Origin of the sequence: Streptomyces anulatus (assembly GCF_000721175.1) — a bacterium.
GTDB classification, from domain to species: Bacteria; Actinomycetota; Actinomycetes; order Streptomycetales; family Streptomycetaceae; genus Streptomyces; species Streptomyces anulatus_C.
The window spans coordinates 24,614-51,095 of the sequence record NZ_JOEZ01000046.1 but is presented as its reverse complement, the minus strand read 5'-3'; the positions used below and the strand labels follow the sequence as shown (position 1 = coordinate 51,095).

Sequence of the window (26,482 nt, the reverse complement as noted above, 5' to 3'; positions counted from 1 at the left end):
CCGGGCGGGGGCTTCGGCCTTCCCCCCTCCCACACTCCCTTGATAGGAATTACGTAATTACGTAAGGTTGGTTCCATGGAGCTGGAGCAGCGGGTCGCCGAGCTGGAGAGGCGGCTCACGGCGCTGGAGCGGCAGGACTCCGAGTCCCCCCGCCTGGGCGACGGCGCCCTCTGGGCGTTGGGCGGGCTGAAACAGCAGCTGGCCGACGCCGGAGAGGCCGCGGCCGACGGGGGAGTGCTCTACACGGGTTCGGTGCGGATGCCCACCGGCGAGAGTTACGAGTGGCAGTACGGCGCCCTCACCGAGGCCCTGGTCGACGGGGACTGGGCGGACGCCGCCGAGTCGTTCGCCGCGCTGGGCCACCCGGTCCGGCTGCGCCTGCTCCGCGAGATCTTCGGCGGCCTGAGGACGGCCGCCGAACTGGCCGCGCTCGACGGGGCCGGCACCACCGGCCAGATCTACCACCACCTGCGCCAGCTGACCGGCGCGGGATGGCTGCACGCGGCCGGGCGAGGCAGGTACGAGGTGCCGCCCGCCCGGGTCGTGCCGCTGCTGGTGGTGCTGACGGCGGCGCGCCCGTAGGGCCAATGCCGTTCGGTTAGGGGCCTGGGACGTGTCCGTACGCAGACAACAGGGGGAAGTGATCATGTCCGTCCGCAAAGCCATGATGGTGCTCTACCGCGCGTGCTGGCTCGTCTTCGTGGCGTTGGTGCTCATCGGGGTCTTCACCGAACCGCTGCTGCCCTTCGGCCTGACCTTCGTGCCCGCGGGCATGGCTGTGATCATCGGCCTCGCCCTGAGCCGCACCGGCTCCAGGACGACGCCGACGAGCCGTCCCGCCGTCGAGCTCGACCCGCCGGTGACCGGCCGTTGGTCCGCCCTGAACAGCCCGGCGGACAAGGTGCCGAGCCACGGCACGCACGCGTACGGGCAGACGTACGCGATCGACATCGTGGCGGAGCCCGGGACGGGGGAGGAGGGCGAACCCTCGGCCCGGCCGCCGTTCCGCCTCTTCTGGCCGGTCGTCCGCCGCAACCGTGACTTCCCGGCGTTCGGCGCCCCGCTGTTCGCGGTGGCCGACGCCACGGTCGTCCGGGCGCGCGACGGGCAGCGCGATCACCTGAGCCGCAACTCACTGCCGGGGCTGTTCTACTTGATGCTGATCGAGGGCGGCGTACGGGACATGCTCGGGGCGAGCCGGATCATCGGCAACCACGTGATCCTCGACCTCGGTGACAGCACGTACGCCGTCTACGCCCACGTCCAGCGCGGCTCGCTCCAGGTGAAGGCCGGGGACACGGTCCGCGCCGGACAGCGGCTCGGGCGGGTGGGGAACTCCGGCAACACCACCGAACCGCACCTCCACTTCCATCTGATGGACGGCCCGGACCCGGACGACGCCCGGGGCATCCCGTTCACCTGGCGGGGCGTCGGCGTTCCCGCGAACGGCGAGACGTTCACGGTCGAGGAGATCGAGGAGATCGAGGAACAGGTCGCACAGGCCTGGCCGGGCGATGTCGGCGGGGCCGGTTAGTCTCGGCCCATGCCCACGGCCAAGAAGCGCCCGCGCGCCTACGACCACCTCAGGACCCGGACGGCGGTCCTCGCCCAGTTCGCCCATGTGCGCGACGCCGTCGCTGTGTTGACGCCCGGCCAGCTCGCCCGGCCGACCCGGCTCGGCGACTGGACGGTGCGTGAGCTCGCCGCGCATGTCGCGATGGTCCTGAGCAGCGTCTCCCGGTCCCTGTCCCTGCCGGAGCCGTCCGGCCCCAAGCCCGAGGTCGCCCTGCTGGAGTGGCCGTCGGCCACCGCCGGGCACGCCGCCCGGATCGCCGAGGACGTCGTGGAGCTGGCGGCCGGCCACTTCGACCTGGACGCGTTGTTCGCGGCGGCGGAGGCGGGGTTCACCGAAGCGGTCCCGGCGTCCGGCACGGGGGAGCGGCTGCTTCCCACCCGGGTCGGGTCCATGCGGCTGGCCGACTTCCTGGTCACCCGGACCGTCGAGCTGATCGTCCACACGGACGACCTGAACGAGGCGCTCGGCTCGGAGATCCCGTACGACCGGCAGGCGCTGGCCGCCTGCACCCGGCTGCTGGCGGACGCCCTCGCCGACCGTGCCCCCGGCGGCTCGGTCGAGGTGCGCGTGCCGCCGTTCGCGGTGGTCCAGTGCATCGGCGGGCCCAAGCACACCCGGGGCACCCCGCCCAACGTCGTGGAGACCGGCCCGCTGACCTGGATCCGGCTCGCCACCGGGCGTACGGAGTGGGCGCGGGCCCTGGAGGACGCCGAGGTCAGCGCCGGCGGGGAGCGGGCCGATCTGGCGGAGCTGCTGCCGCTGATGGGCTGAGCCGTCGGCCCCGAAGCGGAGCGGACGGAACCGGATCGGGGCCCCGACCCGTCACATCGCCATGCGCACACAACGTATGACCCTCAGCGTCAGTGTCCTGGCCCTCCTCGCCCTCGCCGCCTGCGGCACGGAGCCGGGTTCCGGCCCCGGCTCCGGCAAGGGATCCGGCGACGGCGGCGACACCGTGCGGAGCGATGTCCCCGTCACCGGGGTGGCGTGGAGCGTCGACTCCGTGACCGTCGGCGGGAAGAGGACCGAGGCCCCGGAGGGGGCCCGGCTGGAGATCGACCCGGAGGGCCGGGCCAAGGCCCACTTCGGCTGCAACCACATCAGCGTGGACGCCCGGGTGGAGGGCGACCGGATCACCCTGGGCAAGCCCGTCACCACGCAGATGGCCTGCGAGGAGAACATCGAGAAGTTCGAGAAGGCCGCCATCGACGCGATGGGCGGCGAGCACACCGCGAAGCTCTCCGGCGACCGGCTGACCCTCACCACCGAAAGCGGCGACACGATGGAACTCAGCGAGGAGAAGCCCGCCGACCTGGTCGGCACCCGGTGGACGGTGACCACGCTGCTCAGCGGCGAGACGGCCACGACCGTGCCGGCGGATCTGCCCAAGGAGAAGGCGCCCCGTCTGACCTTCTCGGAGGACGGCACCGTGCAGGGCCACTCCGGCTGCAACTCCTTCCGCGGGCCGGCGACGGTCAAGGACGGCACGATCACGTTCGGCCCGGTGACCGGCACCCGGAAGATGTGTGCGGAGGCGGAGATGGAGGTGGAGCGCGCCGTGCTCGCCGCCATCGAGGGCCCGACGACGTACACGATTCTGGGCAGCACGCTCACCGTCACCGCGGACGGCGGCGAGGGGATCGGCGCCACGGCCGCGTCTCCCGGGGCCGAGAACAGCTCCCAGCACGGCTGAACCCGGCTCCCCGGTGTGAGGCTCACCACGAAACGAGCGTTCGGCCGGAGCCGGGGCGGTGATCGGGGCGCTTCACCGAGCGCCACGGCCGGCCGTTCGCCGCAGCCGGCCCCTACCGGTGGGTAACCACCCTCTCGGCCCGGAAGGAAGCCCCGCGGCCACCCCGTGGAGATCGCACCATCGACGCGGCCGTCACACAGCGTCACCGTCCGAAGTCCCGCGAATCGCCCGCCCAGGGCGGTCGGCGGTCGTGTTCCCCGTGCTCCACCGCGCGTTTGCCCACCGGTCCCCAATTCGGACCAGTGGTCGATCTCGCCTACACTCGGTGTCGTGCCCCGTGGTGATGGACGACTCAACCACGACCTGCTCCCCGGAGAGAAAGGCCCCCAGGACGCTTGTGGCGTCTTCGGTGTCTGGGCTCCGGGTGAAGAGGTCGCCAAGCTCACCTATTTCGGACTGTATGCCCTGCAGCACCGCGGACAGGAATCCGCGGGCATCGCAGTGAGCAACGGGTCCCAGATCCTGGTCTTCAAGGACATGGGACTGGTCTCGCAGGTCTTCGACGAAACGTCTCTGGGTTCCCTCCAGGGCCATATCGCGGTCGGTCATGCCCGCTACTCCACCACCGGCGCCTCGGTGTGGGAGAACGCGCAGCCGACGTTCCGTGCCACCGCGCACGGCTCGATCGCCCTCGGCCACAACGGGAACCTGGTCAACACCGCCCAGCTCGCGGAGATGGTCGCCGACCTCCCGCGCAAGGACGGCCGCGCCACCCAGGTCGCCGCGACCAACGACACCGACCTGGTGACCGCGCTGCTCGCCGGGCAGCGCGACGAGAACGACAAGCCGCTCACCATCGAGGAAGCCGCCGCCAAGGTGCTCCCCGACGTCAAGGGCGCGTTCTCCCTCGTCTTCATGGACGAGCACACCCTCTACGCCGCCCGCGACCCGCAGGGCATCCGCCCGCTGGTGCTCGGCCGGCTGGAGCGCGGCTGGGTGGTCGCATCGGAGTCCGCCGCGCTCGACATCTGCGGCGCCAGCTACGTACGCGAGATCGAGCCGGGCGAGCTCGTCGCCATCGACGAGAACGGTCTGCGCACCTCCCGATTCGCAGAAGCGAAGCCCAAGGGCTGTGTCTTCGAGTACGTCTACCTGGCCCGTCCCGACACCGACATCGCCGGGCGCAACGTCTACCTCTCCCGGGTGGAGATGGGCCGCCGGCTGGCCGCCGAGGCCCCCGTCGAGGCGGATCTGGTCATAGCGACCCCGGAATCCGGCACCCCCGCCGCGATCGGGTACGCGGAGGCCAGCGGCATCCCGTTCGGCGCCGGACTGGTGAAGAACGCCTACGTCGGCCGGACCTTCATCCAGCCCTCGCAGACCATCCGCCAGCTCGGCATCCGGCTCAAGCTGAATCCGCTGAAGGAAGTCATCAAGGGCAAGCGGCTGGTGGTCGTCGACGACTCGATCGTCCGCGGCAACACCCAGCGCGCCCTGGTCCGGATGCTCCGGGAGGCCGGTGCCGCCGAGATCCACATCCGGATCTCCTCGCCGCCGGTGAAGTGGCCCTGCTTCTTCGGGATCGACTTCGCGACCCGCGCCGAGCTGATCGCCAACGGCATGACCGTCGACGAGATCCGCACCTCCATGGGTGCCGACTCCCTCTCGTACATCTCGATCGACGCGATGATCGAGGCGACGACGATCGACAAGCCGAACCTCTGCCGCGCCTGCTTCGACGGTGTGTACCCGATGGAGCTCCCCGACCCGGAACTGCTCGGCAAGCAGCTGCTGGAGACCGAGCTGGCGGCGGGCCCGGCGGCGACCGCCGCGGCCGACGCGCTGCGCCGTCCGTGACGCGGACGCGCCGCAGCCTCCCCCACCAGCCCCGTATCTCCACACGAAAGATCCCAGGCCATGTCTGAGACAACAGGTGCTTCCTACGCGGCGGCCGGCGTCGACATCGAAGCCGGTGACCGTGCCGTCGAGCTGATGAAGGAGTGGGTGAAGAAGACCCAGCGCCCCGAGGTCGCGGGCCTCGGCGGCCTCGGCGGCTTCGCCGGCCTCTTCGACGCCTCGGCGTTCCTGCGCTACGAGCGTCCGCTCCTGGCCTCCGCCACCGACGGCGTCGGCACCAAGGTGGACCTGGCGCGTCGGATGGGCGTGTACGACACCATCGGCCACGACCTCGTCGGCATGGTCGTGGACGACCTCGTCGTCTGCGGCGCCGAGCCGCTGTTCATGACCGACTACATCTGCGTCGGCAAGGTGCACCCCGAGCGTGTCGCGGCCATCGTGAAGGGCATCGCCGAAGGCTGTGTCCTGGCCGGCTGCGCCCTGGTCGGCGGCGAGACCGCCGAGCACCCGGGCCTCCTCGGCCCGGACGACTTCGACGTCGCCGGAGCCGGTACGGGCGTGGTCGAGGCCGACCGCCTGCTGGGCCCGGACCGTATCCGCAAGGGTGACGCGGTCATCGCCATGGCGTCCTCCGGTCTTCACTCCAACGGGTACTCGCTCGTCCGCCACGTGGTCTTCGACCGGGCCGGCTGGTCCCTGGACCGCGAGGTCGAGGAGTTCGGCCGGACGCTCGGCGAGGAGCTCCTGGAGCCCACCCGGATCTACTCCCTGGACTGCCTGGCCCTCACCCGGACGACCGAGGTGCACGGCTTCAGCCACGTCACCGGCGGCGGCCTGGCGAACAACCTGGCCCGGGTGATCCCGGACGGCCTGCACGCCACCGTGGACCGCTCCACGTGGACGCCCGGCGCGGTCTTCGACCTCGTCGGCAAGGCCGGTCAGGTCGAGCGGCTGGAGCTGGAGAAGACGCTCAACATGGGCGTCGGCATGATCGCGATCGTCCCCGCCGACTCGGTGGACGCCGCGCTGACGACGCTGGCCGACCGCGGGGTCGACTCCTGGGTCGCCGGTGAGATCACCGACCGCGGCGACCACACCACGGGCGCCGAGCTGACCGGCGACTACGCACGCTAAAGGGGCCGTCGTGCGCCGGGCGGCCCGCCCGGCGCACGACGAACAGCACCATGGGGAGCCGGACCAGGACACACAGAACCCGGCCCGGGGCATGCCCGGACCGGGTTGATGTGTCAGCGCGAGGTCAAGCGCCGCGGCGCTGTGACGACGGACCGGACTGATCGTCCTGATCCTCGTCATCGTCCTGGTTGTAGCGATCCGCGTACTGTGCGTACGGGTCATCTTCCTCGTCGTCGTCCTCGAACGGCTCTGCGTTCGGTGGCTGACTCGAAGGCGATGCGCCCAGCTCATTGGCCAGACGCGACAGGTCCGTCCCGCCGCTGCTGTACTTCAGCTGGCGGGCGACCTTGGTCTGCTTGGCCTTTGCCCGGCCGCGCCCCATGGCTCGACCCCCTCGGTGACGGGGCTCGACGGCCCCAGAGTCTTGACACGCGTTCATGTTTCAGGACGGACTCTCGGCAGAGAGACCGTGCCTGTAGAGCTTTAACGGTACCTGCTTCCGTGGCCATACGGTACGCCGCCCGCATTCCGGTCCCGGCACAGGGTCGGCCAGAAGCCCCGTCCTCCCTGGTCAACTGCGATTTTAACCTCTTGTGGAGGTACGACCCGCCGACCGGCGTGAGTCTTGTCTCGCCGGCCGGCGGGCCGCATGGCGCTCATGGCGCTCCGTGCCGCCCCCCGGTCAGTGGGCGCGCGCCTCCGCCATCCGCTGTTCGGCGAGCCGGTCGGCCGCCGCGGCCGGCGGAATCCCATCTGCCTTCGCACGTGCGAATATTTCCAGCGTGGTGTCGAAGATCTTCGTCGCCTTCGCCTTGCACCGGTCGAAGTCGAACCCGTGCAGCTCGTCGGCCACCTGGATCACGCCACCGGCGTTGACCACGTAGTCGGGCGCGTAGAGAACCGACCGGTCGGCCAGGTCCTTCTCCACGCCCGGGTGCGCGAGCTGGTTGTTGGCCGCGCCGCACACCACCTTCGCGGTGAGCACCGGGACGGTGTCGTCGTTCAGCGCGCCGCCGAGCGCGCACGGCGCGTAGACGTCCAGGCCCTCGGTACGGATCAGCGCCTCGGTGTCCGCCACCACGGTGACCTCGGGGTGCAGACCGGTGATCCGGCGCAGCGACTCCTCACGGACGTCGGTGATCACGACCTCGGCACCGTCGGAGAGCAGGTGCTCGACGAGGTGGTGGCCCACCTTGCCGACGCCGGCGACGCCGACCTTGCGGCCGCGCAGCGTCGGGTCGCCCCACAGGTGCTGGGCCGAGGCCCGCATGCCCTGGAAGACGCCGAACGCGGTGAGCACCGAGGAGTCGCCCGCGCCGCCGTTCTCGGGGGAGCGGCCGGTGGTCCAGCGGCACTCCCGGGCGACGACGTCCATGTCGGCGACATAGGTGCCGACGTCGCAGGCGGTGACGTAGCGGCCGCCGAGCGAGGCGACGAACCGGCCGTAGGCGAGGAGGAGTTCCTCGCTCTTGATCCTGTCCGGGTCGCCGATGATGACGGCCTTGCCGCCACCGTGGTCGAGGCCGGCGAGGGCGTTCTTGTACGACATCCCGCGCGACAGGTTCAGTGCGTCGGCGACGGCGTCCGCCTCGGAGGCGTACGGGTAGAAGCGGGTACCGCCGAGGGCCGGGCCCAGGGCGGTGGAGTGGAGGGCGATGACGGCCTTGAGGCCACTGGCACGGTCCTGGCAGAGCACGACTTGCTCGTGGCCCCCCTGATCCGAGTGGAACAGGGTGTGCAGGACGCCGTTAGTCACATCGGTCACTGTGGTGACTCCCAAACAACGAAGCGGCGGAGGGCCCTCCTGGGGGTGGGGAGGGCCCCGGACCGACCGGCACGGCCGGTCCGATGGGCAAGAGCGTAAGTCCTCCGGCGGCGCGGATCTGCCCCCGCGCGAAGGATCACCCCCTGAGGGTGCGCCGCCGTGACACGATGCGCTGCATGTCGGTGGTGTCTTCGGTGCTCGTCCCTTACACGTCCTACCTCCGGGTCTACGAGCCGCTCGCCGCATTCGCCGAGCCCGAGCGGAGTCACTGGGCGCGCTACGCGCAACGCGAGCACCTCCCCACGGCCCAGGACGAACTGCGCCGCTCGCTGGCCGGCCTGGCGTCGACGCCGCCGGTCGGGGTGCCCGTGCACGAGAGCGGCGACGCGTTCGTGGCGGAGCTGGACGGGGTGCTGTGCGTCTGCCCGTGGCGGACCAGGCTGCGGGGCTGGCTGGCTCTGGAGGAACTGGGGGGCATGTTTCCGGCCAACGTGCTGGACGTCCTGCTGCCCGCGGTGGTGCGCGGCCAGGCGGCGGCCGACCACGAGCGCTGGCAGCGGCGCCACCCGGACGCGAGGCCGTGGATCCGCACCACGGTGTGGCAGGTCCCGGTGCGCTGGTTCGTCCTCTTCCACGACGAGGAGCGGGAGTACACGGCGGCGGACGAGGGCGGGTCCGCGCCGGTCCTGCGCTACCGCACGCCGATGGTCGAGGCCCGGCGCCGGCTGGCGCGGGCACTGCGGACCCTGCGCGGACACGTCCCCGAGGGCCCGCTGACCGAGGGCCTGGTGGGCGTGGGGCGCTGGCTGGAGGAGTTCCATCCGCGCTCCCTGGTCGAGCTGGACTACGGGGGGCTCGTGCACGCTCTGCCGGCGGAGCGCCTCGCCGGGGACCGGTCGGCGGCGGACGTGGCGGAGGGCCTCACCGCACTGCGGGACGGCGACAGCGAGGGTGCGGGGGAGGCGTACGCGCGGCTGGCGGAGCGCTGGCGGGCGGTCCGGGACCTCCGGTTCACCAATTGACGTGAAAAGGCCCACAGCGGCATCAAGGTGACGGAACCGGGGCATCCTTCATCCAGGACGGCCGAGAGGCCGGCGGACGGGCCGCGAGGCCGGACCGCACGGAAGGAGGAGGGAGCCGGGCTGCCTCGACGGAGGGCGGCGAAGGGGGCTCGACAAACAGTTGACGGGCCGTGAACCTGTGTCCTGTGCGACGCGTGTGATGTGAGAGGCGGAAGAGTACGTCGCTGGGCCCGGGACCTACGTCCTGAACCGGGCCTTTGCCTCAAGCGTGATGGACAGCACTAACGGGGCCCTTGCGCCTATCCCTACCCCTCATGCCAAAATAGGACAAGGAGTCCGGGGAGGGCTCCTTCTGTCCAAGTAAGGGCGGAATGCTCGACATTGCACTCTATGGGGGGTCTGACGGCTCCTGATCGCTCTGTGACTGATCGTCACTGGGGCGTGACTGTCCGCTATGGCATGGTCCATCGGCTTCCGTCGCTGATGAACACCTGGGAGGGCAATTCCATCGGTTTGGCCGACGTGGCTGGGCGGATGGTGTAGTTGTAGTGCCGAGGACAAGCCGTTCGTCCTATAACCGACTCGGCCCGCGTCCGCCATTTCGGGCAACGCGGGTCAAGGTGCAGAATTTAGAGGAAAGAACCGAGAATGTTCGGTTCTCCCGAGGAGGCCGCTCATGACCGCTCGCACCCCTGATGCCGAGCCGCTGCTGACCCCGGCTGAGGTTGCCACGATGTTCCGCGTGGACCCGAAGACGGTCACCCGTTGGGCCAAGGCTGGCAAGCTCACGTCCATCCGCACGCTCGGTGGACATCGCCGGTACCGCGAGGCAGAGGTCCGCGCACTGCTTGCGGGTATTCCGCAGCAGCGCAGCGAGGCCTGACACACCCCTGCCGCGCAGCAATACAGCAGCACAGCATCACAATCCGGGCAGCTGCCAGGTCCCCCAACCCCAGCCGCCCACCCATAGCTCCACTCGACGGACGCCTGCCCCAACGGGCGTCATACCTGTGTTCCGCGGGTGTCGTCGTATCGATCGCGCTGGACTCCGCCGGGTCCAGCGCGATCTTTTTATGCCCCGGGCGGGTCTTCTCGGGCCGCCCGGGCCCCCTGGGATGGCCGCTCCAGAACCGGGCGGTCGGTCGGCTTCAGGGGGTCGGCGGGGGTCTTCGTGGGGCTGTGAGCGGGTCTGTGCGGGAGTGTGGGTGAGCGTCCCGGACGGGGTGGGGGCGCGGTCGGGACGCGGTGGGACAGCCCCGGACGGAACGGTCCTCGTGAGCCTGCCACCCCCGTGCAATTGCACATATTAAATTCACCAGTTGTAGGGGAGGCGTAAGATCCCCCGGTCTGAAAACTCTTTCGGTGACTACCGTCACACCGCCCGATGCTTGCCAACGTCGAGCCTGCCACTGGCCGGACGCGGAGTCATCCGGCCGATGGTCATGTCGCGGAGGGTCTTTCGGCCCCGTCCTCTGCCGCGCTCTCGTGCTCGTCCGGCCGTCCGGCGGGGTCCCGGCGTCCGGTGGCGGCCTGCGGGGCGTCAAAGGGGCCGGTGGGCGCTCCCCGCTCTCCGTCCTCCCCGGGCTCCATGGCGAGGCGCAGGAGGCGATGGCAGACCGCACAGTGCCGGGTGAGGTGGCGATAGGCGGAAGCGGCCGCCAGGTGGGCGCGCAGCAGTGCGCGGGTCTCGTGTCGTGCTGTGGACGCGGACATACGAGCCACCTCCCGGTGGGCCCGGCCGTCCCCCGCCGTGGGGAGCGCCGAGGGAAACAGGGACAGCCTCTGCTTCTACGGGGTACCCGCGGCAGATGCCGCCGTCAAGAAGCGGGGCACGACGCGAGAAAGCCCGGATCGAAGACGATCCGGGCTTTCCTCTACTGCGGTCCTGACGGGATTTGAACCCGCGGCCTCCACCTTGACAGGGTGGCGAGCACTCCAAACTGCTCCACAGGACCAGGTTTTCGCCGCTTGCCTTGCGGCTTGCTGCGAAACCAGACTGTACAGGAGGTGGGAGGCCCAGGTCGACTTCACTCCTGGTGGTGACTCCGTCACCGCCTCCCGGGCCTCGCCGGAACCCCCGCGCCAGGGTGCGAGGGGCCTTCGCGTCAGGGCGCGAGGGCGTCGATCGCCTTCACGATCCGCTTGTCCGAGACGGGGAACGCGGTGCCCAGGGCATGCGCGAAGTAACTGACCCGCAGCTCCTCGATCATCCAGCGGACGTCCAGCACCTCCTGCGGCACCGGCCTGCCCTGCGGGAGCTGTTCGAGCAGCCAGGCGTACTCGTCCTGCATCTCGTGGACCTTCGCCATCCGCGTGGTGTCGCGCTGCACGGCCGTCGGCATCTGCTGGAGCCGCCGGTCGGCCGCCACGAGATAGCGCATCAGGTCCGGCAGCCGGCGCAGGCCGGTGGCCGAAACGAAACCGGACGGTACGAGTCTGGCCAGCTGCTCGCGCACGTCAGCGACGTTGGCCACCAGCGTCAGGCTGCTGGTCGACTTCAGACGGCGCTCGCAGGCCTGCCAGGCGGCCAGGACCTGCTGCACCTGGTCGATCGTGCGGACGGTCAGGTCCACCAGATCGGCGCGCACCTTGTCGTACAGCGTCCGGAACGCCTTCTCGTCCCACGCGGGACCGCCGTGCGCGGCGATCAGCCGGTCGGCCGCGGCGGTGGCGCAGTCCTCGAAGAGGGCCTGGACCGAACCGTGCGGATTACGGGACAGGGCCAGCTTCTGCTGGTTGGAGAGCCGGTCCGAGGCGAACTTCGCCGGGTGCACCGGGATGTTCAGCATGATCAGCCGCCGGGTGCCGCGCCACATGGCCTGCTGCTGCTCGGCCTCGGTGTCGAAGAGCCGTACGGCCACGGTCTCGCCCTGGTCGACGAGGGCCGGATACGCCTTCACCGGCTGCCCGGCCCGACGCGTCTCGAAGACCTTGTTCAGCGTCCCGATCGTCCAGTCGGTCAGCCCGGACCGCTCGATGGACTCACCGGACGGCCCGGCGGTCGCCGCGGCGGCCTTGGAGAGCGCCTGGCGGGCCTTCGGCCGCAGCCGGAGCTTCAGGGCCTCCAGGTCCTTGTCCTCGGCGACCTTGCGCCGCCGCTCGTCGACGATCCGGAACGTGATCTTCAGGTGGTCCGGAACGCGGGAGAGGTCGAAGTCGTCGGCCGTGACCGGCACCCCGACCATCCGCTGGAGCTCCCGGGCCAGGGTCTGCGGCAGCGGCTCCTGGAGCGGGACCGCCCGGTCGAGGAACTTGTCCGCGTAGTTCGGAGCCGGGACGTAATGCCGGCGGACCGGCTTCGGCAGCGAGCGGATCAGCTCGGTGACGACCTCCTCGCGCAGCCCCGGGATCTGCCAGTCGAAGCCCTCGGACGTGACCTGGTTGAGCACCTGGAGCGGCACGTGCACGGTCACGCCGTCCGCGTCCGCGCCGGGCTCGAACTGGTACGTCACCTTGAACTTGAGCTTCCCCTGCCGCCAGGAGTCCGGGTAGTCGTCCTTGGTGACGGCCCCGGCCTTCTCGTTGATGAGCATGGAGCGCTCGAAGTCGAGTGCGTCCGGCTCCTCGCGCTTCTTGTTCTTCCACCAGGAGTCGAAGTGCGCCCCGGACACGATGTGCCCGGGAATCCGCTGGTCGTAGAAGTCGAAGAGCGTCTCGTCGTCCACGAGGATGTCGCGGCGCCGCGCCCGGTGCTCCAGCTCCTCGACCTCGCCGAGGAGCTTGCGGTTGTCATGGAAGAACTGGTGGTGGGTGCGCCAGTCGCCCTCGACCAGGGCGTTGCGGATGAACAGATCCCGCGAGGCCTCCTGGTCGATACGTCCGAAATTGACCTTGCGCTGAGCGACGATCGGCACCCCGTACAGGGTGACCCGCTCGTACGCCATCACCGCCGCCTGGTCCTTCTCCCAGTGCGGCTCGCTGTAGGTGCGCTTCAGCAGGTGCTCGGCGAGGGGCTCGATCCACTCGGGCTCGACCCTGGCGTTGACCCGCGCCCACAGCCGGGAGGTCTCCACCAGCTCCGCCGACATCACGAACCGCGGCTGCTTCTTGAACAGCGCCGACCCGGGGAAGATCGCGAACTTGGCGTTGCGCGCGCCCACGTACTCGTTCTTCTCGGTGTCCTTCAGCCCGATGTGCGACAGCAGCCCGGCCAGCAGCGAGGTGTGCACCGCCTGCTCGGGGATGGACGCCTCCGCCTTGGGCTCCTCGACGGTGATGTCCATCTGCTTGGCAACCGTACGCAGTTGCGCGTAGATGTCCTGCCATTCGCGGATGCGCAGGAAGTTCAGGTACTCCTGCTTGCACATCCGGCGGAACGCGGACGAGCCACGCTCCTTCTGCTGCTCGCGGACGTAGGCCCAGAGGTTCAGGTACGCCAGGAAGTCAGACGTCTCGTCCTTGAACCGGGCGTGGTTCTGGTCGGCCTGCGTCTGCTTCTCCGCCGGCCGCTCGCGCGGGTCCTGGATGGAGAGCGCCGCGGCGATGACCATGACCTCGCGGGCGCAGCCGTTCTTGTCGGCCTCGATGACCATGCGGGCCAGGCGCGGGTCGAGGGGCAGCTGGGAGAGCTTGCGGCCCAGCGGCGTCAGGCGCTTCTTCGGATCCTTCTCGCCCGGATCAAGGGCCCCCAGCTCCTGGAGGAGCTGCACGCCGTCGCGGATGTTGCGGTGGTCCGGCGGGTCGATGAAGGGGAACTTCTCGATGTCGCCGAGCCCGGCGGCGGTCATCTGGAGGATGACGGAGGCCAGGTTGGTCCGCAGGATCTCCGGGTCGGTGAACTCCGGCCGGGTGACGAAGTCGTCCTCCGAGTACAGCCGGATGCAGATGCCGTCCGACGTACGGCCGCAGCGGCCCTTGCGCTGGTTGGCGCTGGCCTGGGAGATCCGCTCGATCGGCAGCCGCTGGACCTTGGTGCGGTGGCTGTAGCGGGAGATACGGGCGTTGCCCGGGTCGATCACGTACTTGATGCCGGGGACCGTCAGCGAGGTCTCGGCCACGTTGGTCGCGAGGACGATGCGGCGTCCCGTGTGGCGCTGGAACACCCGGTGCTGCTCGGCGTGCGAGAGGCGCGCGTAGAGGGGGAGCACCTCGGTATGTCTGAGGTTCCGCTTGTTCAGCGCGTCCGCCGTGTCCCGGATCTCGCGCTCACCGGAGAGGAAGACCAGGACGTCGCCGGGGGCCTCGTGGCCCAGCTCGTCCACGGCGTCGCAGATCGCGGTGATCTGGTCGCGGTCGGAGTCCGCCGTGTCCTCGTCGACCCCCTCCAGGAGAGGGCGGTAGCGGACCTCCACGGGATACGTCCGCCCGCTGACCTCCACGATCGGGGCCTCGCCGAAGTGGCGGGCGAACCGCTCGGGGTCGATGGTCGCCGAGGTGATGACGACCTTCAGGTCGGGGCGCTCGGGCAGCAGCCGGGCCAGATAGCCGAGCAGGAAGTCGATGTTGAGGGACCGCTCGTGGGCCTCGTCGATGATGATCGTGTCGTACGCCAGCAGCTGGCGGTCCGTCTGGATCTCGGCGAGCAGGATGCCGTCCGTCATCAGCTTCAGGTACGTCGACTCCGGGTTCACCTGGTCGGTGAAGCGGACCTTCCAGCCGACCGTCTCGCCCAGCGGCGTCCTCAGCTCTTCCGCGACGCGCTCGGCGACCGTACGGGCGGCGATCCGGCGGGGCTGGGTGTGCCCGATCATCCCCCGGACGCCGCGCCCCAGCTCCATACAGATCTTGGGGATCTGCGTGGTCTTCCCGGACCCGGTCTCACCGGCGACGATCACGACCTGGTGGTCGCGTATCGCCTCCAGGATCTCGTCCTTCTTCTGGCTGACCGGCAGCTCTTCCGGGTACGACAGGGCCGGCAGCCGGGCCGCGCGTGCCGCGAGCCGTTCGGCCGCCTTGCCCACCTGGGCCGCGATCTCGTCCAGCACGGACTGGCGGGCCTCGGGCTTGCGGATGCGGCGCGCTCCTTCGAGGCGCCGGCCGAGCCGGTTCGCGTCACGGAGCGAGAGCTGTCCGAGCTGGGACTGGAGATCGGCAAAGGAAGTAGACATACGGATGCCAGGATCTCACCCGGGCCCGCGCAGTGGCGACCTCATTTCGCGCGGCCTGCGTCACGCGGCACGTACCATTCCCGGCAGTCGAACGCTCGTCACCGCCGCGCACGCGAGAAAGGCCCGGTCCCGTGTCCCGTACACAGTGGTGGAGCCTGACGGCGCTGCTCGCGGTCGTCGTGGGGCTGCTGTGCGGACCGGCGGCGACGGCGGTGTCCTCCGGAGCCGCACCCGGGGGTTCTGCGCCTTCCGCCTCCGCCCCGGTCTCCGTCGAGCAGGCCCGGACCCGGGCCCGGGCGCAGGCCCCGGTCGTCGAAGCCGCCGACGCGGACACCCGTGTCCCCGGCTGCGGGAAGCTCCGCGACCACGAGGGCGAGCCCGGCCTCCCCTCCCGTGCCCGGACCGCGTACGACCAGGCACCGGGCCTCGCCCCGTGGGGGCTGCCCGCCGCGACGGGCGCGCTGCCCGCCGAGCCGCCTCCGGGGATACGGGTCAGGGCGCCGGTCCCCGTCACACCGTCCCCGGTCGAGCTCTCCGTGCTGAGGGTGTAGGCGGGCACCGCCCGCCCGCCCCGCACCCTTCCTTTTCTCTCCCGCACCATCAGCACGGAGTGCCGCATGCCCACGCCCAAGAAGTCCACGCCCAAGAAGTCCGCGTCCGGTTCGAAGAAGCCCCTCGCCTACGGCGCCGCGATCGTCGTCGCCGCCGGTCTCCTCGGCTTCGCCTCCTACCAGGCCACCGCCCCCGACGACACCGCCCCGGACACCTCCTCCGCCCCGGCCGCCGAGGTCTCCGCCGACCCGAACGAGGGCGTCTACCCGGAGCTGGCGAAGCTCGCCCGCCGGGACGCGGACGACAAGCTGGCCACCGGCCGCGCCGACGCCCCGGTCGTCCTGATCGAGTACGCCGACTTCAAGTGCGGCTACTGCGGCAAGTTCGCCCGGGACACCGAGCCGGAGCTGATCGAGAAGTACGTGAAGGACGGCACGCTGCGCATCGAGTGGCGCAACTTCCCGATCTTCGGCGAGGAGTCCGAGAACGCCGCGCGCGCCGCCTGGGCCGCCGGGCAGCAGGACCGCTTCTGGGAGTTCCACCGCGCCGCCTACGCCGAAGGGGCGAAGGAGAAGGGCTTCGGCAAGGACCGGGTCAAGGCGCTTGCCGAGGAGGCGGGCGTGAAGGACCTGGACCGGTTCATGAAGGACCTCGACGGCAAGCCCGCCAGGGAGGCCGTCACGAAGGACCAGGAGCAGGCGTACGGGATCGGCGCGACGTCCACCCCGTCGTTCCTGATCAACGGCCGCCCGATCGCGGGAGCGCAGCCGGACGAGACGTTCACGCGGGCCATCGAGGACGCCGCCGAGCAGGCGAAGGCGACGACCGCCGGCAACGGCACCGGGGACTCCGCCAAGTGACGGCGGACATCGGCTACTTCGCGGCCTTCCTCGGCGGGCTGCTCGCCCTGGTCAGCCCGTGCAGCGCGCTGCTGCTGCCGGCCTTCTTCGCGTACTCCATCGACTCCACCTCCCGGCTGCTGGCCCGTACCGGCATCTTCTACGCCGGGCTCGCCACGACCCTCGTCCCGCTCGGCGCGGCCGGCAGCTACGCGGGCCGCCTCTTCTACGGCCACCGCGACGCCCTCGTCACGGGCGCGGGCTGGCTGATCATCGGGCTCGGCGTCGCGCAGATCGTCGGCCTCGGCTTCGCGTCCCGGCGCATCGCGGCGCTCAGCGGCCGGATCCGCCCCACCACCGCGTTCTCCGTGTACGCCCTGGGCGCGGTCTACGGCCTGGCCGGATTCTGCGCGGGCCCGATCCTCGGCAGCGTCCTGACCGTCGCGGCGGTCAGCGGCAGCCCCGTCTACGGCGGGCTGCTGCTGGCGGTCTACGCGCTCGGGATGGCCGTACCGCTCTTCGTGCTCGCCCTGCTCTGGGAACGCTTCGACCTCGGCCGCCGGGCATGGCTGCGCGGCCGGGCCGTCCGGCTCGGCCGGTTCGAGCTGCACACCACGTCGCTGCTGTCGGGGCTGTTCTTCATCGGCCTCGGCGCGCTGTTCCTGGTGTACGACGGGACGACCGCGCTGCCCGGTCTGCTGGGGGTCGACGACTCGTTCGCGGTCGAGCAGTGGGCGCAGCGGCTCGGCGAGCGGGTGTCGGACGTGGTGGCGCTGGTCGCGGTGGCACTGGTGGCGCTGCTGGTCCTGGGCGTACGGGCCTGGCGTCGGCGCCGCACCCCCGAGGGGGCCGAGGAAGTCAGGGAGAACGAGAAGGTGTGACACGGCGAAGGCCCCGTCCGCCGGACGGGGCCTTCGAGTGGTGGCTGGGGCCGGGATCGAACCGGCGACCTATCGCTTTTCAGGCGATCGCTCGTACCAACTGAGCTACCCAGCCACGCAGCCGCTGGGGCTGCAGCGGTCCTGACGGGATTTGAACCCGCGGCCTCCACCTTGACAGGGTGGCGAGCACTCCAAACTGCTCCACAGGACCAAGCAATGTGCGAAACGAGTCTCGCACACGGTGAAACGTGCCCCCAACGGGATTCGAACCCGTGCTACCGCCTTGAAAGGGCGGCGTCCTGGGCCACTAGACGATGAGGGCTATTGGCCCGCCTGTTCGCTTTGCAGCGCGTCGGGGACGAGAGAAGCATATGGGATGGGTGGAGCTATCGCCAAAACGGTTTACGGCGAGGGCGTCGGGCGCGCCGGGGAGCGGGTCGGGGAGGGCGGGGAAGCCGGGGACGGGCCGGGTGGGACGGTGGCGTCCTTCTTCAGGTTCTCCTCCGGAAGATGGCGGCTGACCTCGGCGGTCGTCAGTCCGAGACCGCCCAGCGTGATCTCGTCCCAGGCCTGGAGCCGGCGGGTGGAACGGTCCATGTAGAGCACCGACGCGTGCACCTTCTCCGGCTTCTCGTTCTGCACGGCGCGCAGTCCGCCACCGCCCGTGGAGCCCTCGACCTTCAGCCGCGTGCCGAGCTTCAGCTGTTCGTTGATCCTGCGGTGGAGGTGGCCGGACAGCACCAGCGGGACCGTGCCGTCGGTCTCCCGGGCGGTGTTCGGGTCGTGGGCGACGGCGATGTCGGCCGGGGTGCCGGCCCGCTCCTGGTCGCGCAGCGCGGAGGCCAGGCGCGCGCCCTCCAGCTGGGCGGCCTGCTTGCCGCCCACCGGAGCGGTCCGGTCCGGGGTGAAGGAGACGTCGCCGGTGCCCGCGATCCGCAGTCCGCCGACGTTCACCGCCTTGCCGTCGTCGAGGACGCGAACGTTCGCGAACTTCTCCAGATAGGCCTGGGTGATCGGCGAGTCGTGGTTTCCGCGCACCCACACGTAGGGCGCGCCGAGGTCGCGGATCGGGTCGAGGAAGCCGTTCTCCGGGGCGGAGCCGTGGTCCATCGTGTCGCCGGAGTCGACGATGACGTCGATCTCGTACTGCTCGACGAGCGAGGCGATGATGTGCCAGGCGGCCGGGTTGAGGTGGATGTCGGAGACGTGCAGGACCCGGATGGTGCCGGGGTCGGGCTGGTAGACGGGGAGCGTGGAGGTCGCGTCGTACAGCTTGGTGACGTTGGTGACCAGGCGGGCCAGTTCCTGCTGGTAGATGTCGAACTCGGTGACGATGGAGCGGGCGTCGCCGACCAGGGACGGGGCGCTGGAGAGCAACCCGGAGAACTTCGGCTCCAGGACGGACTTCGGGTTCCAGGTGGCGTACGCGCTGACGCCGGACGCGGCCAGCAGGGCGAGGGCGAGCCCGCCGGCGGCCAGGGCGCGGCGGGGGCGGCGGTAGACGACGAGGCCGAGCGCGGTCGCGCCGGAGACGACGGCGACGCAGGAGCGTACGGCCAGCTCCCGGGTGCCGGCGGCGACGTCCCGGGTGACCTCGGCCTGGAGGCTGGAGAACCGTTCCGGCCGGTCGACCAGGGCCTGGGAGCGTTCGGGGTCGAGGCGGTCCACGTCCACGTCCAGCCGGAGCGGCGCGATGTGCGAGTCCAGCTCCAGGGCCCCGAGCGGGGACACGTTGATCTTGCTGCCGCCGGTGAGGGAGGGGCGCAGCGTCATGTTGGTGTCCATGGGGCCGACCGGCGTGCGGATGCTGCCCACGGCGAGCAGCCCCAGCCAGGCCCCCAGCACGACGACGGCGAGCATGCCGAGGGCGCGGAGGCCGGGGCGGCGGGCGGGGCCCGTCAGGTCGCCGGGGGCCGCGGTGCCGGTGCGGGAGCCGACCGGGGTGCGGGGCCGGGGCTTCGGGCGGACGAGCTGGACGAGGCGGTGCCGGACGCGGTCGGCTGCGGCACGGAACGGGACGCGGACCATTGGGCCCGTATGCCCCGGCAGGGCCTCCGCCATGCCGGACGGCGGCCGCGGTCATGAGTCCGGGACGGTCGCCACCTGCCCGCACCCGGCCCCCGTACGCGACAATGGCCGGGTGCTGGAGATGACGCGGGAACAGTTCGAGGAGCTGGTGAGCCAGGCTCTGGACCGCATTCCGCCTGAGCTGACGCGGCTGATGGACAACGTGGCGGTGTTCGTCGAGGACGAACCGGAGCCCGGCGACCCCGACCTGCTCGGGCTCTACGAGGGCACCCCGCTCACCGACCGCGGTGAGTGGTACGCCGGGGTGCTGCCGGACCGGATCACCATCTACCGGGGGCCGACGCTGCGGATGTGCGAGTCGCAGGAGGACGTCGTCGCGGAGACCGAGATCACCGTGGTCCACGAGATCGCCCACCACTTCGGCATCGACGACGAGCGGCTCCACGCCCTGGGGTACGGGTGAGCGAGCAGGCTCCGGAGGAGCTGCCGGAGCCCGGTCCGCCCGCCGCACCGCAGGGCCGGGCGCTGGCGGCGATCGCGGCCGGCGGCGCGCTGGGAGCGCTGGCACGCTACGGGGCCCTGGTGCTGTGGCCGGGCGCGGACGGCTTCCCGTGGACGGTGTTCGTCGTCGACGTGAGCGGCTGTGCCCTGATCGGCGTGCTGATGGTGCTCACCGTCGAGCGGGGCCGGGTGACGCATCCGCTGGTGCGGCCCTTCCTCGGCGTCGGCGTGCTCGGCGGCTTCACGACCTTCTCGACGTACGCGGCCGGCGTCTCGGACCTGCTGGTGCGTCAGGAGGGCGCGGTGGCGATGGCGTACGCGGTGGCGACGCTGGCGGCCGCGCTCGGCGCGGTGTGGGCGGGGGTCGTGGCGACGCGGACCTGGCTGGACCGGGGTGCCCGGGGTGAGGGGCGGGCCGCGTGAACTGGCTGCTGGTGGCGATCGGCGGGGCGGTCGGCGCGCCCCTGCGCTATCTGACGGACCGTGCGGTGCAGGCGCACCAGGGGCCGGGCATCCCGTACGTCTTCCCGTGGGGCACCTTCACGGCGAACATGGCGGGCAGTCTGCTGCTCGGGCTGCTGACCGGCGCCGCGGTGTCCTCCCCGGCGCACGCCCTGCTGGCGACGGGCCTGTGCGGGGTGCTGACGACGTACTCGACGTTCTCTTACGAGACCCTCCGCCTGGCCGAGACGGGCCGGGGCTTCCTGGCCGCGGCCAACGTACTGGTGTCGCTGCTGGCGGGCCTGGGCGCGGTGTTCCTGGGGGTGGAACTGGCGGGCGGGGCCGGGGGGTAGCGGGGCCGCTCAGGGGGGCGTCGCGCGGGCGCGTTCGGCGGTGCCGGGGCGGGGGTCCCGCGCGGTGCCCGGTGGCTGCTTCGGGGGGCGTCGCGCGGGCGCGTGGCGTTTCGGGCGTGTCTCCGGCGGGGTCGGGGGAGTTGGGCACGGTGCGACGCCGTACCGCTCGCTCCTGACGTCCCGCTCCGCCCGGCGCCGTGCTCCCCGCTCCAGGTCTCCGCTCCCTCGCTCCCGCCCCGGAGGTGCCACTCGTGCGCCAGTTGTCCGCCCCTGTCCGCTGGGCAGCCGTCACCGCGCTGACGATCGCCGCGTCCACCGGCTGTATGAGCGTCGGCGAGGACGGCGCCGGAGGGCCGGGGCCCTCACCGTCCGCCGGCCCGAAGGGGTCCGTCGCCGATCCGGCCGGGGACACGGTGTCCGGCTCCGGGCAGGCCGGCCGGCGCGTCGGGGACGCCCACCCCCACTCGGACCGGGCCGCCCCCGGGGACAGCCCGAGCCCGGACGCGTCCCGTGCCGTGCCGTCGGTCACTCCCAAGGGCTCGCGTCCCGAACCGGGCGCTCCGGTGCCCACCCGGGGCGGCCCGCCGCCCTCGCCGACGCCTTCGACGCCGGGTCCGGGGGAGCCGCCGCCCACCACTCCGGAGCCGCCGGCCCCGCCGACGCCCGATCCGGACCCGGAGCCCGAGCCGGAGCCCACCGATCCGCCGGAACCGTCCCCCTCGGCATCGCCCGCCGCACAGCTGCGGACCCATGCGATGAGCGGACCGGAGGCCGCTGGGCCGTTGCGGACTCCGGAGGCATCACCGCAGGTGGGGCCGGTGTAGGTGGGGGTTCGCCACGGCCGGTTTGCGCAATGTGGGTGAGGGTGCGTATGGTAGTAGATCGTTTGATCCCATTGCCCGGCGCCGACACAGAAGAGCGCCGTGTGGCGCGTACTCTCCCTTGCCGTGGCTGGACCGCATTGAGGCGGTCGAAATTGCGAATCACGGAGTTATGGGCGCGTGCCGAGACTCCGGAAGGTTTCGCATTTCGCATGTCAATTTCCAGTTCTGACCACACCGTCATGCCCGAGAACGTCGACAACGCCGAGCTCATCGAGCTCGTCGAGGCCGCTGTGACCGAGGCCCCCGCCGGCGCCACCGCCCCGGCCGCCGAGAAGACCGTCGCCGAGAAGACCGTCGCCGAGAAGACCGTCGCCGAGAAGGCCGTCGTCGCCGAGAAGTCGGTCGCCGACTTCATCACCGACGTGCGGGCCGACGCTCCCGCCGAGAAGACCGCGGACGCTGCCGACGAGACCGTGGCCTCCGCCGAGCCGATCGCGGACTCCGCCGACGAGGCCGACGCCGAGCCGACCATGACCTTCGGTGACCTGGGGCTGCCCGAGGGCATCGTCCGCAAGCTCGCGCAGAACGGTGTGACCGCCCCCTTCCCGATCCAGGCGGCGACCATCCCGGACGCCCTGGCCGGCAAGGACATCCTCGGCCGCGGCCGTACGGGCTCCGGCAAGACGCTCTCCTTCGGCCTGCCGCTGCTGGCCTCGCTCTCCGGTGGCACCACCGAGAAGAAGAAGCCGCGCGGCATCATCCTCACCCCGACCCGTGAGCTCGCGATGCAGGTCGCGGACGCGCTGCAGCCGTACGGCGACGTGCTCGGCCTCAAGATGAAGGTCGTCTGCGGCGGCACGTCGATGAGCAACCAGATCTACGCGCTGGAGCGCGGTGTCGACGTCCTCGTCGCCACCCCGGGCCGTCTGCGCGACATCATCAACCGCGGCGCCTGCTCCCTGGCGAGCGTCCAGGTCGCCGTCCTCGACGAGGCCGACCAGATGTCCGACCTGGGCTTCCTGCCCGAGGTCACCGAGCTGCTCGACCAGATCCCCGGTGGCGGTCAGCGGATGCTCTTCTCCGCCACCATGGAGAACGAGATCGGCACGCTGGTCAAGCGCTACCTCTCCAACCCGGTGACGCACGAGGTCGACAGCGCGCAGGGCAACGTCACGACCATGTCGCACCACGTCCTCGTCGTGAAGCCGAAGGACAAGGCGCCGGTCACGGCCGCCATCGCCGCCCGCAAGGGCCGCACGATCATCTTCGTCCGCACCCAGCTGGGCGCGGACCGCATCGCCGAGCAGCTCATCGAGTCCGGCGTGAAGGCCGACGCGCTGCACGGCGGCATGACCCAGGGCGCCCGTACGCGGGTCCTGGAGGACTTCAAGAAGGGCTACGTCAACGCGCTCGTCGCGACCGACGTCGCCGCCCGCGGTATCCACGTCGACGGCATCGACCTGGTCCTGAACGTGGACCCGGCCGGTGACCACAAGGACTACCTGCACCGCTCGGGCCGTACCGCCCGTGCCGGCAAGTCCGGCGTCGTCGTCTCGCTGGCTCTCCCGCACCAGCGCCGCCAGATCTTCCGCCTGATGGAGGACGCGGGCGTCGACGCCTCGCGCCACATCGTCCAGGGCGCGGGCGTCTTCGAGCCGGAGGTCGCCGAGATCACCGGCGCCCGTTCCCTCACCGAGGTCCAGGCCGACTCCGCGAACAACGCCGCCAAGCAGGCCGAGCGCGAGGCCGCCGACCTGACGAAGCAGCTGGAGCGCGTCCAGCGCCGCGCCGTCGAGCTGCGCGAGGAGGCCGACCGCCTGGTCGCCCGTGCCGCCCGCGAGCGGGGCGACGACCCCGAGGCCGCGGTGGCCGAGGTGGCCGCCGAGGCCGAGGCCGCCCTCGTGGCAGCCGTCTCCGTACCGGAGCAGCCGGCCGCCCGTGACGAGCAGCGCCGCGACGAGCGGGGCAACTACGAGCGCCGCGACAACCGCGGTGGCGACCGTGGTGGCTACCGCGGCGGCAACGACCGTCGTGACGACCGCCCGTCCGGTGGCTTCCGCTCCGGCGGCGGCGACCGTAGCGGTGACCGTCGGGACGACCGTGGTGGCCGTTCGTTCGAGCGTCGGGACAACGACCGTCCGGCGTTCAACCGTGACCGTCGTGACGAGCGCCCCTCCGGTGGCTTCCGCTCCGGCGGCAGCGACCGCCCGTTCAACCGTGACCGTCGCGACGACCGCCCCGCGGGCGGCTTCCGCTCGGGTGGCACCGACCGCCCGACCGGCCGTCGTGACGACCACCGCGGCGCCAACACCGGCACCAACACCGGTTCCTTCGGCCGCCGCGACGACAAGCCGCGCTGGAAGCGCAACGGCTGACCCCAGCCCGGCCGGCACCCGGCCGAGCAGGTCCGCCTGACAGACCGGCAGGGCCCGTACGCCACCGAACCGACTCGGTGACGTACGGGCCCTGTTGCTGTGTCCGCCCCCCGGGAGGCCGCCTCGGCCCGCCTCCCGGGACCCGTGACGGGCCCGACACCGATACCGGATCGGCTGTCAGGTCCGGGCGGGCTATGCTCGGGGGGTGATCAGTCGAGGGCCGTTAGCTCAATTGGTCAGAGCAGCGGACTTTTAATCCGTTGGTTGTGGGTTCGAGTCCCACACGGCCTACCGACAGCAGGGTGAGAAAACCTCCTCCGACCTGCTACTCAGCGCCTCGACCGGCTTCGGCCGGCGGGGCGCTCCGTCGTACCCGGCGGACACGTGCGGTCGCTCGCCCGCGAGACCGAGCCTGAACCGGTGCGCTCCTGCGGGGAGAAGAGGTCGACGCGCACGCGCCGAAAAGGGCGGGAACCGGAGAACCGGTTCCCGCCCTCTTCATCTGCTCAGCGGTTGCGGAGCTCGGCCAGGGTGTTGTCGAGGTCGGCGGCGCGGGGGCGGTTGTGAGGGAGCTTGGCGAGCATGGCGGCCATGCCGCAGGTGTTGGTGAGGGCGGAGAAGACCAGTCCGGCGGCGATGCCCGCCGAGAGGATCTGGAGCGCCGGGTGGACGAGGAGTCCGAGGAGGAGGCCGAGCAGGACGACGGTTCCGGCGGTGAAGCGGACCTGGCGTTCCATGCCCCAGGTGGCACGGGTGGTGCCCTGGGGGCGGTGCAGGTCGTGGCCGTCGGCTGCCCAGGCGCCGGTGCCGCCGGAGAGGGTGGCGGTGGGGATGTGGCTGTCGGCGAGGATGCGGCAGGCGTTCTCGGACCGTGCGCCGGAGGCGCAGACGACCAGGACGTCCCCGCGCTCGGCGGCGTGGCGGATGTCGGGCAGGGCCCGCTGGATCTGGTCCAGGGGGATGTTGAGGGCGCCGGGCAGGTGACCGCCCGCGTATTCGCCGGGGGTGCGGACGTCGATCACGGTCAGTTCGTGCAGGCGGGTGCGGGCTTCGACGGTGCCGAGGCTGGTGGGCGTGGTCATGGCGGGTGTCATCCTTTGCTGTCGGCGGGGCCCCCACATGGGGGAGTATATTACCCCTGGGGGTATCTGATGAGGAGTGATGATGGAGCTTGATCTGGCGGGTGCGGAGCTGAAAGCGGTCCTGAACCGGCTGCGCCGGGCGCAGGGGCAGATCTCCGGGGTGATCCGGATGATCGAGGAGGGGCGGGACTGCGAGGAGGTCGTGACGCAGTTGGCGGCGGCTTCCCGGGCACTGGACCGGGCCGGGTTCGCGATCATCGCCACCGGGCTTCAGCAGTGCCTGACCGAGATGGAGGACGGCAGCCGCAGCGGTGAGGACCGTGACGCGATGCGCGGCCGTCTGGAGAAGCTGTTCCTGTCCCTGGCCTGATCCGTCGGGCGGCGGGGGCGGCCGGTCTCACACGACTACGTCGACGAGCATCACGGCCGCCACCGCCAGCAGGACGAACGCGAAGACGCGTTGCAGGGTCTGTCCGGTGATCTTCGATGCGAGTCGTTTGCCGTCCCAGGCGCCGAGGATCGCGGCCCCGGTGAACGGGGCGATCACCTCCCAGCGCAGGTCCCCACCCGTCCCTGTCCGCGTGGTGAGGGCGGCCAGCGAGATGACGGTGATGACCAGCAGGCTGGTGCCCACCGCCTGCTTCATCCGCAGACCGAGCACACCCACCAGCGCCGGGACGGCCAGGAACCCGCCGCCCACGCCGAGGAACCCCGTCACAGCCCCGAGTCCGACGCCGGTACCGACCGCCTTGACGGGACGGGCCCGCTCGGGCGGCTCGGATGCGGCCGGGCGGAACATCCTCAGGGCGGCCAGCGCGGCGACGACCGAGAAGGCCCCGGTGAGCGCGGCGGCCGGCATGTGTCCGGCGGCGGCTCCGGCGAGGAAGGCGGGCACGATGCCCGCGAGCGCGAACAGCGCGCCGGTCTTCCAGGCGACGTTGCCGTCCCGGGCGTGGGCGTACAGGGCGGTCGCGGAGGTCGCGGTGACGATGATCAGGCTGGCCGTGGTCGCCGACGCCGGGGAGAAGCCGAGCAGGTAGATCAGGGCGGGGACCGCGAGCACGCTGCCGCCGCCGCCCAGGGCACCGAGGGCGAGACCGATGACGGCCCCGGCGATCAGAGCCAGGACGAGGGTGCTCACGCTATCGAGCCGCTGTTCCCGCGCTCGTCGACGACCGGGTGTCCGCCGGCCGCCCACGCGTTCATGCCGCCCTCCACATCGACCGCGTCCGCACCCCGTTCGACCAGGAGCTTCGCGGCCCGCTGGGAGCGTTGCCCACTGCGACAGATCACGACCAGCGGCCGCCCCTGCGCGGACGCGGGCAGCGCCGCGCCCGCGACCAGTCCCGTCAACGGGGCGTGCACGGCGTGCGGGGCGTGCCCGGCCTTCCACTCGGGCTTCTCCCGCACATCCAGCAGGACAGCTTGGGGCCGCTCACCGCCGGTGCGGGCGCGTGCCTCGTCCACGGAGAGGCGCGGCGCCTTGCGGTTGAAGAGGAACATCGTCGGTCT

General features: G+C 71.3%; 25 protein-coding genes and 5 tRNA genes. 18 read left to right on the top strand and 12 right to left on the bottom strand.

Going from position 1 to position 26,482, the window contains the following annotated elements; translation table 11 throughout:
- Positions 1 to 75 precede the first annotated feature (75 nt).
- From IG90_RS0135375 to purM, 6 genes are all read left to right on the top strand, one after another.
- On the top strand, positions 76 to 582 hold the full coding sequence (locus tag IG90_RS0135375; protein WP_030594165.1) for an ArsR/SmtB family transcription factor: 507 nt from the start codon (positions 76 to 78) through the stop codon (positions 580 to 582).
- A 64-nt stretch (positions 583 to 646) separates the two neighbouring features.
- Positions 647 to 1,534 carry a M23 family metallopeptidase gene (locus IG90_RS0135370; RefSeq protein WP_030594163.1) on the top strand — a complete coding sequence of 296 codons (888 nt, stop codon included), beginning with the start codon at positions 647 to 649 and terminating at the stop codon, positions 1,532 to 1,534.
- Between the two features lie 9 nt (positions 1,535 to 1,543).
- Entirely contained in the window at positions 1,544 to 2,347 is an 804-nt protein-coding gene (locus IG90_RS0135365) for a maleylpyruvate isomerase family mycothiol-dependent enzyme (RefSeq protein ID WP_030594161.1), read from the top strand.
- Positions 2,348 to 2,408: 61 nt separating this feature from the next.
- Complete coding sequence (locus IG90_RS0135360) at positions 2,409 to 3,269, top strand: META domain-containing protein (protein WP_030594159.1); 861 nt, start codon at positions 2,409 to 2,411, stop codon at positions 3,267 to 3,269.
- Between the two features lie 330 nt (positions 3,270 to 3,599).
- Entirely contained in the window at positions 3,600 to 5,126 is a 1,527-nt protein-coding gene (gene purF / locus IG90_RS0135355) for an amidophosphoribosyltransferase (protein WP_030594157.1), read from the top strand.
- Between the two features lie 60 nt (positions 5,127 to 5,186).
- Positions 5,187 to 6,260, top strand: a complete 1,074-nt coding sequence (purM, locus tag IG90_RS0135350) for a phosphoribosylformylglycinamidine cyclo-ligase (protein ID WP_030594156.1) — start codon at positions 5,187 to 5,189, stop codon at positions 6,258 to 6,260.
- Between the two features lie 124 nt (positions 6,261 to 6,384).
- Here the strand turns inward: purM and IG90_RS0135345 are convergent, their stop codons facing one another.
- A complete protein-coding gene (locus tag IG90_RS0135345) occupies positions 6,385 to 6,642 on the bottom strand; it encodes a DUF3073 domain-containing protein (RefSeq protein WP_007447468.1) in 258 nt (85 codons plus the stop codon).
- A gap of 300 nt (positions 6,643 to 6,942) precedes the next feature.
- A complete protein-coding gene (locus IG90_RS0135340) occupies positions 6,943 to 8,025 on the bottom strand; it encodes a Leu/Phe/Val dehydrogenase (RefSeq protein ID WP_030594154.1) in 1,083 nt (360 codons plus the stop codon).
- 176 nt (positions 8,026 to 8,201) lie between these two features.
- On the opposite strand from IG90_RS0135340, the gene IG90_RS0135335 reads away from it, so the two are divergent.
- Positions 8,202 to 9,047 (top strand): DUF8083 family protein, encoded by an 846-nt coding sequence (locus tag IG90_RS0135335; RefSeq protein ID WP_030594152.1) that lies wholly within the window; start codon positions 8,202 to 8,204, stop codon positions 9,045 to 9,047.
- A gap of 676 nt (positions 9,048 to 9,723) precedes the next feature.
- On the top strand, positions 9,724 to 9,930 hold the full coding sequence (gene bldC / locus IG90_RS0135330) for a developmental transcriptional regulator BldC (RefSeq protein WP_003949541.1): 207 nt from the start codon (positions 9,724 to 9,726) through the stop codon (positions 9,928 to 9,930).
- 557 nt (positions 9,931 to 10,487) lie between these two features.
- Here bldC and IG90_RS0135325 read toward each other — a convergent pair.
- The 3 genes from IG90_RS0135325 to hrpA all read right to left on the bottom strand — a co-directional run bounded on the left by IG90_RS0135325 (position 10,488) and on the right by hrpA (position 15,094).
- Positions 10,488 to 10,760 carry a DUF6274 family protein gene (locus tag IG90_RS0135325; RefSeq protein WP_030594150.1) on the bottom strand — a complete coding sequence of 91 codons (273 nt, stop codon included), beginning with the start codon at positions 10,758 to 10,760 and terminating at the stop codon, positions 10,488 to 10,490.
- Between the two features lie 167 nt (positions 10,761 to 10,927).
- Positions 10,928 to 11,002: transfer RNA gene (locus tag IG90_RS0135320), tRNA-Asp, on the bottom strand.
- 150 nt (positions 11,003 to 11,152) lie between these two features.
- Complete coding sequence (gene hrpA, locus IG90_RS0135315; RefSeq protein ID WP_030594148.1) at positions 11,153 to 15,094, bottom strand: ATP-dependent RNA helicase HrpA; 3,942 nt, start codon at positions 15,092 to 15,094, stop codon at positions 11,153 to 11,155.
- Between the two features lie 131 nt (positions 15,095 to 15,225).
- Here hrpA and IG90_RS0135310 point away from each other — a divergent pair, with 131 nt between their 5' ends.
- The 3 genes from IG90_RS0135310 to IG90_RS0135300 all read left to right on the top strand — a co-directional run bounded on the left by IG90_RS0135310 (position 15,226) and on the right by IG90_RS0135300 (position 17,366).
- On the top strand, positions 15,226 to 15,645 hold the full coding sequence (locus IG90_RS0135310; RefSeq protein WP_030594146.1) for a hypothetical protein: 420 nt from the start codon (positions 15,226 to 15,228) through the stop codon (positions 15,643 to 15,645).
- A 66-nt stretch (positions 15,646 to 15,711) separates the two neighbouring features.
- Positions 15,712 to 16,506, top strand: coding sequence for a DsbA family protein (locus IG90_RS0135305; RefSeq protein ID WP_030594144.1), 795 nt, complete (start codon positions 15,712 to 15,714; stop codon positions 16,504 to 16,506).
- Positions 16,503 to 17,366, top strand: a complete 864-nt coding sequence (locus IG90_RS0135300) for a cytochrome c biogenesis CcdA family protein (RefSeq protein WP_030594141.1) — start codon at positions 16,503 to 16,505, stop codon at positions 17,364 to 17,366. The genes IG90_RS0135305 and IG90_RS0135300 overlap by 4 nt, the downstream gene beginning before the upstream one ends.
- Before the next feature lie 38 nt (positions 17,367 to 17,404).
- On the opposite strand, the gene IG90_RS0135295 is transcribed toward IG90_RS0135300, so the two are convergent.
- The 4 genes from IG90_RS0135295 to IG90_RS0135280 form a co-directional block, all read right to left on the bottom strand.
- Positions 17,405 to 17,481, bottom strand: a tRNA-Phe gene (locus tag IG90_RS0135295).
- Between the two features lie 21 nt (positions 17,482 to 17,502).
- Positions 17,503 to 17,577: transfer RNA gene (locus IG90_RS0135290), tRNA-Asp, on the bottom strand.
- Positions 17,578 to 17,615: 38 nt separating this feature from the next.
- Positions 17,616 to 17,688: transfer RNA gene (locus IG90_RS0135285), tRNA-Glu, on the bottom strand.
- An 80-nt stretch (positions 17,689 to 17,768) separates the two neighbouring features.
- On the bottom strand, positions 17,769 to 19,394 hold the full coding sequence (locus IG90_RS0135280; RefSeq protein ID WP_030594139.1) for a metallophosphoesterase family protein: 1,626 nt from the start codon (positions 19,392 to 19,394) through the stop codon (positions 17,769 to 17,771).
- A gap of 112 nt (positions 19,395 to 19,506) precedes the next feature.
- On the opposite strand from IG90_RS0135280, the gene IG90_RS0135275 reads away from it, so the two are divergent.
- From IG90_RS0135275 to IG90_RS0135250, 6 genes are all read left to right on the top strand, one after another.
- The gene (locus IG90_RS0135275) at positions 19,507 to 19,857 is read left to right on the top strand and encodes a metallopeptidase family protein (protein ID WP_032790371.1); all 351 of its coding nucleotides are present in this window, start codon (positions 19,507 to 19,509) and stop codon (positions 19,855 to 19,857) included.
- Positions 19,854 to 20,318, top strand: a complete 465-nt coding sequence (locus tag IG90_RS0135270) for a fluoride efflux transporter FluC (RefSeq protein WP_030594135.1) — start codon at positions 19,854 to 19,856, stop codon at positions 20,316 to 20,318. The genes IG90_RS0135275 and IG90_RS0135270 overlap by 4 nt, the downstream gene beginning before the upstream one ends.
- Complete coding sequence (locus IG90_RS0135265; protein ID WP_030594133.1) at positions 20,315 to 20,689, top strand: fluoride efflux transporter FluC; 375 nt, start codon at positions 20,315 to 20,317, stop codon at positions 20,687 to 20,689. Before IG90_RS0135270 ends, IG90_RS0135265 begins: the two co-directional genes overlap by 4 nt.
- Before the next feature lie 251 nt (positions 20,690 to 20,940).
- Positions 20,941 to 21,513, top strand: coding sequence for a hypothetical protein (locus IG90_RS0135260; RefSeq protein WP_030594132.1), 573 nt, complete (start codon positions 20,941 to 20,943; stop codon positions 21,511 to 21,513).
- Between the two features lie 239 nt (positions 21,514 to 21,752).
- Positions 21,753 to 23,888, top strand: a complete 2,136-nt coding sequence (locus IG90_RS0135255) for a DEAD/DEAH box helicase (protein ID WP_030594131.1) — start codon at positions 21,753 to 21,755, stop codon at positions 23,886 to 23,888.
- Positions 23,889 to 24,105: 217 nt separating this feature from the next.
- A tRNA-Lys gene (locus IG90_RS0135250) sits at positions 24,106 to 24,179 on the top strand.
- Positions 24,180 to 24,394: 215 nt separating this feature from the next.
- Here IG90_RS0135250 and IG90_RS0135245 read toward each other — a convergent pair.
- Positions 24,395 to 24,970, bottom strand: coding sequence for a rhodanese-like domain-containing protein (locus IG90_RS0135245; protein WP_030594129.1), 576 nt, complete (start codon positions 24,968 to 24,970; stop codon positions 24,395 to 24,397).
- Between the two features lie 82 nt (positions 24,971 to 25,052).
- On the opposite strand from IG90_RS0135245, the gene IG90_RS0135240 reads away from it, so the two are divergent.
- Positions 25,053 to 25,340 (top strand): metal-sensitive transcriptional regulator, encoded by a 288-nt coding sequence (locus IG90_RS0135240; protein ID WP_030594127.1) that lies wholly within the window; start codon positions 25,053 to 25,055, stop codon positions 25,338 to 25,340.
- 27 nt (positions 25,341 to 25,367) lie between these two features.
- Here the strand turns inward: IG90_RS0135240 and IG90_RS0135235 are convergent, their stop codons facing one another.
- Together IG90_RS0135235 and IG90_RS0135230 are read right to left on the bottom strand one after the other, a co-directional pair.
- Entirely contained in the window at positions 25,368 to 26,111 is a 744-nt protein-coding gene (locus tag IG90_RS0135235) for a sulfite exporter TauE/SafE family protein (RefSeq protein ID WP_030594125.1), read from the bottom strand.
- Positions 26,108 to 26,473 (bottom strand): rhodanese-like domain-containing protein, encoded by a 366-nt coding sequence (locus IG90_RS0135230; RefSeq protein WP_030594123.1) that lies wholly within the window; start codon positions 26,471 to 26,473, stop codon positions 26,108 to 26,110. Before IG90_RS0135230 ends, IG90_RS0135235 begins: the two co-directional genes overlap by 4 nt.
- Positions 26,474 to 26,482 lie beyond the last annotated feature (9 nt).